We start from the raw sequence: 13,266 nt of genomic DNA, 5'->3' as shown, positions 1-13,266 counted from the left end.
CTTCCAGCCATGACCGTTTATCTTGACTTTTTGCCTCGGGGTGAGGCAATCTCAGGAAACAACTGGGGCTGTCGTCTTTTTCCGGCCCGGTGCTCTAAAAGGGCTGGACGCTTGAGCACCTCAGGGGGCATGGCCTGGACCCAGGGAGAGAATTCGGTCCGCCGCCTCTGCCCCCACAGGGTGCGTTCCCGGGCGCGGCTTAAGAAGACCTGCCGCGAGGCCCGGGTGAGGCCCACATAAAAGAGGCGCTTTTCCTCCGCCGGGTCGGAAGTAACCCCTGGCGCCTCCCAAGGGATGAGCCCGGTTTCGCACCCGGCGATAAAGACATAAGGGAACTCCAGCCCCTTGGCGGCGTGCAGGGTAAGGAGCTTCACCCGTTCCGCAGCCAGGTCGATATCGTCCCAATCAGGCCCCACCCCTTCTTTAGCCTGCTGACACGGGATGCCGGCCTCCGACAGAATCCGTTGCACCTCCACCCCCAGGGCATGGACCCGGTAGAGCACGGCTATGTCTCGAAAGCCGGCTTTCTCCCCAGGGCTCTGGTGCCGCACCTGCGCATCTTCCAGACCGTAATGCGACAAACCGCCCACCAGGGCCTCGATCTGGCGGGCGATGGCCAGGGCCTCGCCCCGGGGGGTCGCGGCCGAAATCAGCACGAGAGGCTGGTCGCCGGCTTGCCGGGTGTGCAGCGGCTCACCGTCACTCTGAAGCAGCGTTGACGCGGCCGTAAGAATAGGCGCGGGCAGGCGGTAGGTTTCGCTGAAGCGGCACACGCGGGCCTCGGGCCAATCCTCCCGGAAGCGGTTGAAATATTCCGGCTTTGCGCCGCGAAAGCCGTAAATGGCCTGATCCGGGTCGCCGATGACCATGATTTCCCCGCCATTCCCGGCCAACTGGCGGAACATATGGTATTGGGCTTCATTCAAATCCTGGTATTCGTCCACCAGCACGTGGCGGAAACGGGTCCGATAGGCCTCTCTTATCGCCGGGTCCCGGGCCAACAGGAGTGCAGGCTTGGCGATGAGGTCTTCATAATCCCAGAGGCTCTGCCGCTCAAGCGCGGCCTCGTACGCGGCAAAGGCTGCAAAATACAGGGGATCGGTCTCAGGCTCGCCTTTGTCGGCAGCGGCCAGTAAATTTAATTGGCGTCCCGGCTTGGGCGCGGCCAGGTCGAGAGGATAAGTGAGGGCCTGTTTAAAGCGGGTGATCTGTTTCTCGAGATCGCCAAAAGGCAGGCCATGCGCCTGAGCGCTCTCCCGGATAAGATTCCGGCGCTCAACTTCATCCGCCACGCCGCGCGCCTCGTCCTTATAGTCATTCAAAATCTGCTGGCCTAAAGCGTGGAAAGTCTTGATAGTCAGGTGTTCCCGGCCGGGCGCTCCGGCCAGCAGGCGGTCGATACGCCCGCTCATCTCGCCCGCGGCCTGCCGGGTAAAGGTGAGGGCCAGGATTTTCCCCGGGTCCACCCCCCGGCGGGACACCAGGTAGGCCAGGCGGTGGGTGAGGGTCCGGGTCTTGCCGGTGCCGGGACCGGCACAGACGATGAGAGGCGCACCCTGGTGCACCACTGCCTCCCGTTGGTCGGCATTTAAACCCGCCAACAGAGGATCGGCTTCTAATGGTGGCACAGGCGTCTCGCCTGTGCGGCGCAGGTTTATGTAAGGCCCTGCGGCTGCCAAAACTTGCCTTGCTTGGGCTTCAGGGGCAACCGGGGTGAGCGGCAAGCCCGCAGTTGCTCCCTGCGAGGAATCTGCCGGCGGCGCCGGAGCCGGGTTGAAAAAGGCCGTCTGGCCTTGCAATTCACTCCGTTCTGCCGGTGTAAACAGGCGAATCTCCCCGTAAGCCCCGTCATAGCCCCCGGCGATATGCACCTCTCCCCGGCGCATCCGGTCAATGGCGTGGGCCAGCAGGACCCCTCCCTCCCGGGCCAATGAGTCCAGCGGCGCGTGGCGCAGGATTTCCAATTCCGGCCCCAACTTTTCCAGGAGCCGAAAATAAGCCTGGCGCACTTTCTTGCTGGCCGGGCCCACTCCCAAAACTTCGCCCAGGACTCCCGGAAGCGCAATGAGGGACTCATAAGGCGGAGCTGCAGCCGGACGGGCTCCGTCTTCCCGGTCCGCTAGGTCCAGGACGCGGTGCACTACCCCCAAGGTGAGGGGTTTGCCGCATTGAGAACAGAGGCCGCCCAGGCGCTTGGACTCGTCAGGGTCTAGCCTCAGGCCGCATTGCCGGTGGCCGTCCAGGTGGTACTTGCCTTCCTGGGGAAAAAATTCAATGGTTCCCGCCAAGCCCTCCCGGGTGCGTAAGGCCTGGGACAGTTCGGGATACGTGGGCGAAACCTTAAAAATATTGGCCTCCCGGGCCAATTTTTGGGGGGAATGGGCGTCTGAGTTTGACACCAGCGCAAAGCGGTCCAGTCCGGAGACCCGCCAGTTCATAGCAGGATCGGACGACAGCCCGGTCTCCACCGCATAGATGTGTGCGGTGCTCTCCCCGAAACACTCTTCTAAAGAATCGAAGCCGCTCTTGCTGCCCAAGACCGAAAACCAGGGCGTCCAGATGTGGGCCGGGATCACCAGCGCCCGGGGATCAATCTCCAATACCAGTTCCAGCACGAACCGGGCGTCAAGCCCCAGGATGGGGCGGCCGTCCGAAGCCACGTTGCCCAGGCGGCCCAGGCGTTGGGAGAGTTTCTGCGCGGCCTCAAGATCGGGGAGCACCAGGAGCAGGTGGACCTTGCGGACCTTGCCGTCCTTCTTATAGATGGTGCTTACTTCGCCGGTAATCACGAAGTTAACCGGCGGCGCCATTTCCCAGCGCGGTCCCGCGAGGTTCAGCGGCAAGGCCAGTTCCGGTTTGAGGCTGTACACGCCGGCCTCAACAGGGTCAAGCTTCCCGGCCAGTTCCGCTAACCACTGGGGATGGGTGCAGTCACCGGTGCCCACCACCTGCAGCCCCTTGTAACGGCCCCAGAGATCCAGGTGCGGAAGGTCCGCCTCCCGGCCCGTGGCGATGGAGAAGTGGGAATGGATATGCAGGTCGGCAATGACTTCCATTTTGGTCAAAACCTTATCACAAAAGCCCGTGAACCGCTAATGATAGGTGGCATTCTTTAAATCATATAGATCACGCCAAGCGCCGATCGTTAGGCCAAAACCTGAGAAAAGGCTCTCCGGGCTTCTCCTCAGGACGGAAATCAGGGACAAGAGCTGGTGGGGCCTAACAGGTTATCGGTACGGAGAAGACTTACCTTGGATTGCGGCATAAGGAATGGCAGATTTATCATTGGGAGAAAAATCTTTGTGCAGGGTGGGAAACGGTTATTATTTTGATAATATCCTTGTTGCCCCACGAGCGGACGAAAGAAGTAAATGGCCCTTTGGTCCCGGTAAGTCAGAGCGCTTGCCAAAGAGCCTCTTGCAAAAGTCTCTTTGCAGCCGAAACCTGTAGGGGTATTTATAAGTTCGCCGGTAGCACAGGCTTTCCAGCCTGTGCTCATGAAAGTTAAAACCGCGGCTACCTAATGTCCGGCAATTTTGCCAGCGGCTCCCTTGGCAATGAATATAATGAATATAAAGCAAGCGTTGGCGATTTCAATTTGCTCGTAGGGGCGGGGTCTCCCCGCCCAGCACATGGCAGCTGCGGCTATGGCGGGGATATTCCGCCCCTCCAGTTGTTAAAGTAAATGAATTTTTTCACAAAAGAAAAAATGAAAAAAGCCCCTCTTAAAGAGGGGCTCTCTCAGGCCGGTAAGATCCAAAACTACAGTGAAGCTTTGGTTTTGGTTTCGGTCTCCGGCCAGGCCTGAGGCGAAACTTCCTCGAAGTACGGCTTGAAGACATCCTCGTCCAGCCGCAGCATCAGGCCGCCACATTGGGTGCAGAGGGCGGTGTGATCATCCAGCCCGGCCACCCTTTGGTCCTGGCCGCTACAATCGACACATTGATACTCGTAAATAGGCATAATCAATCTCCCCCTTAGTCAGTGTAACATAATGCAACAAGTATGCCTAACATCCCCATGTTCGATACTTGTTTGTAATAAGTTAATTTTAAACAATAATTTGTCAAGTGTCCCAAAGGCGTTTATTTTATGGCATAATTTCTGCCAACGATGTGAAGCTAATTTGTGGTTTTTTTTCCATATAGTATGGAACCTATTCCCTGGTTAGTTCTCATCGGAAACGTTTAAAAATGCAAATGCCTTAAAAGTTCCCCTTTGAAAAAGGGTGATTTAGACCGATTTTCGGGCATTTATGGATAACCATAGCCTCCTTTTGCTAAAAGGGGAAATTTTAAAGGCGTTTCCGGATGAAAACTAGAGCGATCGCCAAAAGTTTTTTCCTTTTATTCCCCTCTCCCCTTGCGGGAGAGGGTCAGGAGTATAATTAACGTGCCCCATAGAGCCAAGAGGAGACTGACCTGTGTTACGTGACCAACGCCGCACCAAGATCGTCTGCACCCTGGGGCCGGCCAGTGACGGCGACATCCTGCCCGAGCTCCTTAAAGCCGGCATGAATGTAGCCCGCCTGAACTTTTCCCACGGCACCCATGAAGAACACGGCGCCCGGATCAAGCGCCTCCGGGATTTAGCCGCATTAAATAAGGCCCCGCTGGCCGTCCTGCAAGATCTATCCGGTCCGAAAATGCGTATCGGCGCAGTTCCCGGGGGCGAGGCGAAACTACTCGAAGGTGAGGAATTTTACCTCAGTGCCGTCCCCCTTAAGAAAGGTGAGCCCGGAGTTATGGTGGATTATCCCCAGATTATCTCCGAAACCCCCTTAGGGGTGCCCATTTTGCTGGCCGACGGCAACATCGAACTCCAGGTGGAAGCCAAGACCGGCCAGGCCCTCAAGTGCCGGGTGGTGGTGGGTGGAACAATACGTTCCCATGTCGGGATAATTTTCCCCACGCATTCCTTGTCGCTGGCCGCGTTTACGGAAAAAGACCGGGAGGACCTGCGGTTCGGCATTTCCCAGGGCGTGGACTTTATCGCCCTGTCATATGTGCGCTCGCGCGCCGATGTCCTGGAGGCCCGGGAATTCATGCGCAGCCTGGGCGCGGACATCCCCATCATCGCCAAAATTGAAAAACACGAAGCCTTAAGCCGCCTGGACGAAATCCTCTCGGAGGCGGACGCCATCATGGTGGCTCGGGGCGATCTGGGGGTAGAGATTCCACCGGAACGGGTGCCCATCGTTCAGAAGGAGATTATCGCCGCGGCCAACATGGCGGGCAAGCCGGTCATCACCGCTACCCAGATGCTCCTTTCCATGGTGAACCATTCCCGGCCCAGCCGGGCCGAAGCCACGGACGTGGCCAACGCCATCTTGGACGGCACCGACGCGGTTATGCTTTCCGAAGAAACCGCCGCGGGGCAATTCCCCGTGGAGGCGGTCAAGTTCTTGGATAAAGTGAGCCGGGTTACCGAGGCGCATTTCCCCCACACCGATTGGCTCCGGACCCGGGCCCCCTCGGGGCGCCAGGAGATCGCCGAGGCCGTTAGCTATGCCGCCTGCGAAATGGCCATGGACTTAGACGCCCAAGCCATTCTCACCAACACCGAATACGGCGGCACCGCCCGGCTCATCTGCCGGTTTCGGCCTCGTACCCCCATCGTGGCGGTGACGCCCCGGGAAGATACCTGGCGCCGGCTGTGCCTCTCTTGGGGAGTTTTTCCGCTCCTGACCCCTCCCATCCAGGACATTGACCACATGCTTAAGGTGGTGGAAGAAGTTGCCCTCAAGGCCGGGCTGCTCAACCACGGCGACCGGGTCATCATCACCACCGGCACCCCCATCGGCACCAAAGGCAGCACCAACCTGATCAAGGCGGACGTAATTTCCTGAGCACTGGCCGGTGGGGCGGGCCTCTGGTGGCACAGGTTTTCAACCTGTGCCGAGCATCCCCCTTTAACCTCGTTCCCAAGCTCCAGCTTGGGAACGCAACTTTCCGCCCAAGCTCTGCTTGGGCGCCTTAATAAACGAGGCCGCGAACATAACGACAATCTGAATTTGACCATTTTGCCGTCTCTTGACCGGCAAAATATTCTCCTTATAGTTAAGGAGTAAATCCTGCAATCTCTTCATTCCACCGGGTTCCGATAGTTTTACAATTTTGGAGGACAACATGGATGAACCATTAGGATATTTTACGTTTGTGTTACATTCCCATCTTCCCTATGTCATCGGCCATGGCCGCTGGCCCCACGGCATGGATTGGCTCAACGAGGCCGCGGCCGAATCCTATATTCCCCTGCTCCAGGTCTTTAACCGCCTGGGCGCCGAAGGCCTCCACTCCGGGGTCACCCTGGGCATCACCCCCATCCTGGCGGAGATGCTGGCGGCCAACGTCTTTCGCCAGGAGTTCAAGGATTACCTGGACCAAAAGATCAAGGCGGCCAAAGATGATCTGACCACTTTTAAAAGGCTGGGGGATGACCACTTCGCCTCCGTGGCCTTAATGTGGGAAAGCCACTACGGGGACTTGCGCCGGGCCTTCAGCGAGGACTTTGGCGAAGACCTGCTGGGCGCGTTTAAGCGCTTGATGGATGACGGGGTGCTGGAAATCATCACTTCCGCGGCTACCCACGGCTACCTACCCCTGTTGGGCCGGGACACCGCGGTCCAGGCCCAGGTGAAGCAGGGCGCCGCCACGTACCGCCGCCACTTTGGCCGGGACCCCAAGGGGTTCTGGCTCCCGGAATGCGCCTACCGGCCGCGCTATCCCTGGGTCCCGCCCCTGAAGGACTTTACCGGTGAACCGGTGCTGCGCAAAGGCGTGGAAGAGTTTCTCTCGGAAAACGGCCTCAAATATTTCTTTATTGATTCCCATCTCCTCAAGGGGGGCAAGGCCATCGGGGTCTACAAGGACCGCTTCGAAGCCTTGGAGCGCCTGTGGGAACGCTTTGCCGCCCAATACCAGGAACGCCCCGAAGAGGAGGATAAATCCCCGTATCAGGCTTATCTGGTAAGTTCCGCGCCGGAGACCAAGCGCCCGATTGCCGCGTTCACCCGCGACCCCAAGACCGGCCTCCAAGTCTGGAGCGGCGAATGGGGCTACCCCGGAGACGGCAACTATCTTGATTTCCACAAGAAGCGCTTTCCCGGCGGCCTGCGCTACTGGCGGGTGACCAGCGCCAAGGCCGATCTGGCCGATAAGGAACCCTATCACCCCGAATGGATCGCCGGCCGGCTGCGCGACCAGGCCGACCATTTTGTCTCCATGGTGGTGGAGATTCTGTCCGAAGTCAAAGAAAAGGAAGGCCGGCCCGGCATGGTGGTGGCCCCCTATGATACCGAACTCATCGGCCACTGGTGGTTCGAAGGCCCCGAATGGCTCTACCAGGTGCTCAAAAGGTTCCACGACCACACCCAGGTGAGCCTAAGCCCCGGCGGCGAAATCCTGGAGGCGGTGACTCCCCGGGCGGTCATTGCCCTGCCGGAAGGTTCCTGGGGGGAAGGCGGCTATCACTGGATCTGGCTCAATGAGATGAATGACTGGACCTGGCGGCACGTCTACGCCGCGGAAGCCGATATGGAAGAGCTGGCCCGGCTCAATGCCGACGACCCCGACCCCCGCCTCCAAGACCTGCTGAAGCAGTGCGGCCGCTCCCTGTTTCTCTTGGAGTCCTCGGACTGGCAGTTTTTGATCAGCACCTTCAGCGCCCGGGATTACGCCGAACTCCGGTTGACCGTCCACAATGACGATTTCCGCCGCCTGGCGGCCATGACCCGGCGCTACGCCGCCGAGCGCTATCTGCCTCACGAAGACTGGAACTTTCTCCACCTGTGCCGGGAACGGGATGACATCTTCCCGGATATTGACCCGCGCTGGTGGGCTGGGTTACAATATCCGCCAGTGGAGACCGAATAGCCTGCTCGTCTGTTTCACCATCAGCTATCTCTTGGAATTCCGCTAATTCCCTCCCCCTTGATGGGGGAGGGTTAGGGTGGGAGTGATTAACCCCTTATGATTCCGAAATATTCGAATTATAGCGCTTGGCAAAAGTCCTTTCCCTTATAAAAAAATTCCCCTCTCCCCTTGTGGGAGAGGGTGAGGGTGAGGGGTGAATAAGTAAAAGACGCGGCTGTGGGGCTTTTACCACTTTAGCCGAAAAACTGTGTCTTTTTCGCCACACTCAGGGCCAAGCCGCAACAACGGTCTGGCCCTTCAAACTAAATAATCCACTATATCAATATGTTATATAAGGAGATACAGGATGCGGGTCCTGGTATAGGGCTTGCAACCTACCTGCGCATGGAAAGAAGCATTATCTGGCAACAGACACTCACGCAGCCTTTGAGGTTTTCCGGCATCGGCCTCCATCTGGGTCGGCCGGTCCGGGTGACCATCCATCCGGCTGCTGCTAATTACGGCTTGCGGTTTGAGCGGGCGGACCTGCCTGGCCGGCCGGAGATACTGGCCCTCTACAGCAAAGTGGTGGATACTACCCGGGCCACCACGCTGGGGGAGGGGAGGGCCACGCTCTCTACGGTGGAACACCTGCTGGCCGCCCTGCGGGGCGCCGGTGTGGACAATGCCCGCATTGCGGTGGAGGGGCCGGAGGTTCCCATCATGGACGGGAGCGCCGCCCCCTTCGCCCACCTTTTGGCCGAAACCGGCCTGCGGACGCTGCCCTGGCCCCGGGCCTACCTCCGGATACACCGCCCGGTCGAGCTGCGGGAGGGCAACCAATGGATGCGGGTCATCCCCGGCGAACCCCGGATCACCTACAGCATCAATTTCAGCCACCCGCTGATCCAGCGGCAGCGGTTTACGGTGCCGCTCTTTTCCGAGGCGTTTGAGCGCGAGATCGCTCCGGCCCGCACCTTCGGCTTCTTGAAGGAAGTACAGTATCTCCAAACCCACGGCCTGGCCCTGGGGGGGTCGCTGGACAACGCCGTGGTCCTGGATGACTCCGGGGTCTTAAACCCTGGCGGCTTCCGCTTCCCCGAAGAGTGCGTGCGCCACAAGATTTTGGACGCCATGGGAGACTTGGCCCTGTTGGGGATGCCCCTGTTCGGCCGCCTGGAAGTAAGCCGGGGCAGCCACGACTTCCATCTGCGCTTTCTGCAACACCTGATGGAGCAGGAGGCCTCCTGGCGGATTTGGGTGCCAACGCCCAAGGTTCAAGCCAAACGTCAAACCTGGTTTCAGCCCACCCTGTGGGAGGGGCTGACCGCTTAAGATTGTGAATGTGTGGTTATGGGGGGGGGGGGATGGGCAGGCCGCGGGGCCTGCCCTTTTTTGTTGGGAAAGAGTTTTCATGCCAATTCGCAGCAAATGTGGCACAGGCGTCTCGCCTGTGCAGACGCAGGTATATTTCTTTAAATAGGATTCGGTTTTCCTGGCCATGGGAATGTGTTCTTGATCGGTCAGGCGTTGCCCGCGTTGACCATCACCCGGTTGCGGCCCCAGGCTTTGGCTTGGTAGAGGGCCTCATCAGCCCGCTTGATCAGGGTGTCCGGGTCATCTGCCGGTGCTATCTGGGCGACCCCAAAACTACTGGTGACTTGACGATCGATTTTAGGGATGCTCAGGGTTTCCAGCCTCCGGCGAATCCGTTCCGCCATGACCTCGGCCAACAAGTCGCTGGTATGTGGGAGGATGAGCATAAACTCCTCGCCGCCGAACCGGGCCGCCAGGTCTTCTTTCCGGGTGTGTTCCTGGAGCAAAGCCGCAAAGGCTTTCAAGACATCGTCGCCCCCGTCATGCCCGCAAGCGTCGTTGATTTTCTTGAAATAATCCAGATCAGCCATGACCAGGGACAAGGGTAGCCCATGCCGGCGAGCCAGGGAGATCTCTTTGATCAATATTTCCATGAAAAAGCGGCGGTTGGCCAAGCCGGTCAGAGGGTCAGTGCGCATCAATTGGGCAATGGTGGCATTGGCCTGCTCCAGTGCCCGGTTTTTCTGTTGCAGTTCCCGGCTCAGGTTTGCCATCTCGCTATTCAAAATGGATATCTTGTCCACAACTTCACTGGAGGTGGCCAGCGGTTTGTCTCCGAAGACAATATACCCCCACTCAGTGCCGTAGACCTGGCAGGAAATCGTATGAACGAAGGCCGACCCGCCGCGCAAGTTCAAGCGCATCTCCCGGCGCCCCCCGGAGGCCGGGAACTGCCGGAGTACCTTATCACTTTCCGGCGGCAAGAATTCCTTGAGTAGGAGCTTCCGGGGTTTCTCCGACAGGCTGAGAATCCGCAAAAAACCCTGGTTGCAATCCAGGAGGCGATATTCCCGGTCCAGGAGAACCACGGCACCATTAGCGTGTTCGGCGATGTACTCCTCTAAAATTTGGCGAGACGTCTCGCATAACAGATTGAGGGTTTTAGTCTGCAAGGCCTATTCCTGGTTATCGTCATCCCGAGTCTGGTTCATGAATAAGCTTTATCTATGGCAAGAGACAATCCTACTTATAAATTTGCCTCGTATTAAACCGAGATGATGCGGCAACCTTGGCCACCGCGGTCAAAATTGTTTTTGGGACCTCTTGGCCCGGTAAAAATCCCTCAAAGTTGTTTTCCTTTAAGCCGAATCCTCTCGCAGACCAAGATATAAACCTAGTCGGCAAAAAATAAATTTTCATAAATTTGGTGCATGCCGCACCCTTAGAGTCCGAGCACCTCATTGCTCTGGAGGTTAGAACCTCCAGGCCAGCATTGATCTGTAATGATGAGCAACGGAAAGGACGGAGCCCGTAAGGCGAGAAAGTGAAGCGCATCCCGTTTCTTACCCCTCGTTCCCAAGTTGAACTTGGGAACGCCATTATTGCCCAAGCTGCCCTTGGGCACACGAGAACGCTCACCGAAAGTTCTTGCCCTTTATCCCCCCTCCCCCCGACGGGGGGGGTTAGGGTGAGGGGGGATAAGGTAACTTATGCCTTTCCACTTGATTGCTGCACGTAATCCCATCTGATAAACTTCGCACCAATACCCTCTTAAGGCGGCGAAAAATTTGCTTACTGCTTCTAGTAAAAATTTCGCCGGGGATATGCCCTTGTGCTGTGTCGCCCGAACTTTGACCCATATTTCCGATATCACCGGCTTTGACCGCGGTGAATATTTTGCCGGACCCGATCAGGTCAGAGCTTATTTCACCGTTGAGGTCATGGAACGTTTCTACCCCGGCTGGTCTAAAAAGACTGGCCTGGCCCAAGCCGATCTGGATGAAATGGCCGGAGCCGTTATCCATCACCGGTGGCATTGCGTTTTTTAAACCCTTGGGCAATCGGCCTTTTATGACTATGCTGCCAACCCAAGTCTGATATGAACTGGAATATTCTCCCACGACGGACCTGCCTTAATCTCCTCGGTGCCATCATCTTGCTGGTCGGCTTGGGTGGCGCTGCCTTGATTTATCACAGCGCGGCTGATACCCACTACGGGGCTTTAGGTTACGAAGCTGCGGATGGCGCTATTTACCCGATTATGCCCGATGATTCAAAAATGTATCGGCATAACCTGGAACTTTATGGCGGCAAGTTAAATGTCATGATGGATGACTTCAGGCGTTGGTTTTTCGGGCTCTGGCAGGGAAAATCTCTCGCGGTAATTCTAGCCTGCACTAGCATCATCATTTCTTTTGGCTTTTTCTATGCGGCAAATTACCTGACCCAGCCCCTGGAATCTGATGTTCACCCTGAAAATAATCCTGATGGCACCGGCTAAGTGTTACCCGCTCGTTCTCTTCGTGCGGGAGCAGGTTAGCCCGTAGCCCGTAGCCCGTAGGCCGGGAAAGCGCAGCGCATCCCGCCTTTAGCTTTATTCTCCTCGTTCCCAAGTTGTCCTTGGGACCCCATCCTTACCCAATCTGCGCTTAGACAAACTAACCTACTACTTCCCCCCTTAGAACTTCCCCTTGCCGCGCCAGAAGCCGCACCTTGATGAGTCGATTCCGCCAGTCTGCCGGGCCGGGAAAGACTACCCGCAAATAGTGGTCGCTGAGGCCCTGGAGATACCCCGGCTGGGGCGTCGGCCCTTCCACCAGCACTTCCCGCACCTGCCCCAATTGAGCCTCCATGAACTGTTGCTTCTTCTGTCGTCCCAACTCCCGCATGACCCGGGCCCGCTCCTGAATTACTCCCCCCGGCAGGGGCCGCAAGGCTGCCGCCAGGGTGCCGGGGCGGGGCGAATATGGGAAGACGTGGAGGTAGGTCACCGGTAATTCGTCAACCAGAACCCGCGTGGCTTCAAAGTCCGAGTCGGTCTCGCCCGGAAACCCCACCAGGACGTCCAGCCCCAAGCCCACGCCGGGAAACCGTCGGGTGATCTCATGAACCAGGTCACGGAACTCTTCCGGCCCGTAAGGCCGCCCCATGGCCGTCAACACGGGCGCGGCCCCGCTCTGCAGGGGCAGATGGAAATGGGGGCAGAAGTTAGGCCAGGCGGCAAGCGTATCCAGGAGTTCCGGCGTCACCATCTGGGGTTCTAGCGAGCTTAGGCGCACCCGGAAGGGCATTTTTGTTATTTTCGTAATGCGTTGCACCAAGGCAGCCAAGCTGGAGGGCGGCGAGTGATCCAGTCCATACTGGCCCAGGTCAACCCCGGTGAGGACCACCTCCCGGTAACCCAGGCCGGCCAGTTCTTGCATCGCCGCCAGCACCGCCTCCGGCTCCAGGCTGCGGCGCGGACCCCGAACCTTCGGGACAATGCAATAGCTGCACCGGTGACTGCAGCCCTCCTGAATCTTGAGCCGGGCCCGGGTCTGGCCGGGAATAGGTTGAATTTGCCATGGAGAAAAGGGCGTAGCCTCGGAAAAATCTCGCACCTGTTGCCACACTCCGGACTTCTTTGCGGAAATTCCTTCCTCCCCCTCCCCTGGTGGGAGGGGGCTGGGGGGAGGAGGATTTTCACCCCCACCCCAACTCTCCCCCAGCAAGGGAGAGGGAAAAGAGGGATCATATAGGGGATTATCCTGAAAATTTTTTAACATATGAGCCAGGCGGGCCTTTTCCTGGTTCCCAAAAATGGCCTGAACCTCTGGCAAGGCCGCCAGTTCATGAGGGGCGCGTTGAGCATAACAACCGGTGACCCAAATGGACAGGCCGGGGTGCTCCCGGGCCAGGCGGCGCACGGTCTGGCGGGCCTGCTGGTCGGCACGTTTGGTGACGGTGCAGGTATTCACCACCATCAGGTCCGGGACTGCGTCCGAGGGCGCGGCGCTCCAACCCCGAGCCGTAAGCTCCTGGGTCATCCCGGCGCTGTCGCACTGGTTCACCTTACAGCCGAAAGTAATGACGCGAAAAGTGGGCATTAAAATTATGA

Annotated in this window: 9 protein-coding genes; 5 read left to right on the top strand and 4 right to left on the bottom strand. The window is 58.2% G+C overall.

The genetic code is table 11. The annotated features are described in order from the left end of the window. Nucleotides 1–17: 17 nt before the first annotated feature. Together WC600_06990 and WC600_06985 are read right to left on the bottom strand one after the other, a co-directional pair. On the bottom strand, nucleotides 18–3,056 hold the full coding sequence (locus WC600_06990) for a UvrD-helicase domain-containing protein (GenBank protein MFA4902475.1): 3,039 nt from the start codon (nucleotides 3,054–3,056) through the stop codon (nucleotides 18–20). 706 nt (nucleotides 3,057–3,762) lie between these two features. After that, nucleotides 3,763–3,963, bottom strand: coding sequence for an FmdB family zinc ribbon protein (locus WC600_06985; GenBank protein ID MFA4902474.1), 201 nt, complete (start codon nucleotides 3,961–3,963; stop codon nucleotides 3,763–3,765). Nucleotides 3,964–4,423: 460 nt separating this feature from the next. Here WC600_06985 and pyk point away from each other — a divergent pair, with 460 nt between their 5' ends. The 3 genes from pyk (at nucleotide 4,424) to lpxC (ending at nucleotide 9,188) form a co-directional block, all read left to right on the top strand. Beyond that, nucleotides 4,424–5,848, top strand: coding sequence for a pyruvate kinase (gene pyk / locus WC600_06980; GenBank protein ID MFA4902473.1), 1,425 nt, complete (start codon nucleotides 4,424–4,426; stop codon nucleotides 5,846–5,848). Between the two features lie 280 nt (nucleotides 5,849–6,128). Further along, entirely contained in the window at nucleotides 6,129–7,874 is a 1,746-nt protein-coding gene (locus WC600_06975; GenBank protein MFA4902472.1) for a 1,4-alpha-glucan branching protein domain-containing protein, read from the top strand. Between the two features lie 384 nt (nucleotides 7,875–8,258). Then, nucleotides 8,259–9,188, top strand: coding sequence for a UDP-3-O-acyl-N-acetylglucosamine deacetylase (gene lpxC, locus WC600_06970; GenBank protein MFA4902471.1), 930 nt, complete (start codon nucleotides 8,259–8,261; stop codon nucleotides 9,186–9,188). 188 nt (nucleotides 9,189–9,376) lie between these two features. Here lpxC and WC600_06965 read toward each other — a convergent pair whose 3' ends face one another. After that, nucleotides 9,377–10,342 (bottom strand): GGDEF domain-containing protein, encoded by a 966-nt coding sequence (locus tag WC600_06965; protein MFA4902470.1) that lies wholly within the window; start codon nucleotides 10,340–10,342, stop codon nucleotides 9,377–9,379. 615 nt (nucleotides 10,343–10,957) lie between these two features. Here WC600_06965 and WC600_06960 point away from each other — a divergent pair. Beyond that, nucleotides 10,958–11,218: a hypothetical protein gene (locus WC600_06960; protein ID MFA4902469.1), complete on the top strand. Its 261-nt coding sequence runs from the start codon at nucleotides 10,958–10,960 to the stop codon at nucleotides 11,216–11,218. A 107-nt stretch (nucleotides 11,219–11,325) separates the two neighbouring features. After that, nucleotides 11,326–11,670 carry a hypothetical protein gene (locus tag WC600_06955; protein ID MFA4902468.1) on the top strand — a complete coding sequence of 115 codons (345 nt, stop codon included), beginning with the start codon at nucleotides 11,326–11,328 and terminating at the stop codon, nucleotides 11,668–11,670. Nucleotides 11,671–11,827: 157 nt separating this feature from the next. On the opposite strand, the gene mtaB is transcribed toward WC600_06955, so the two are convergent. After that, nucleotides 11,828–13,255, bottom strand: a complete 1,428-nt coding sequence (gene mtaB, locus WC600_06950; GenBank protein ID MFA4902467.1) for a tRNA (N(6)-L-threonylcarbamoyladenosine(37)-C(2))-methylthiotransferase MtaB — start codon at nucleotides 13,253–13,255, stop codon at nucleotides 11,828–11,830. Nucleotides 13,256–13,266: the final 11 nt, after the last annotated feature.

The organism is Desulfobaccales bacterium (assembly GCA_041648175.1).
Taxonomy (GTDB): domain Bacteria; phylum Desulfobacterota; class Desulfobaccia; order Desulfobaccales; family 0-14-0-80-60-11; genus 0-14-0-80-60-11.
Note: the sequence above shows the minus strand (reverse complement) of the source record. Positions and strands in the feature narration are given on the sequence as shown.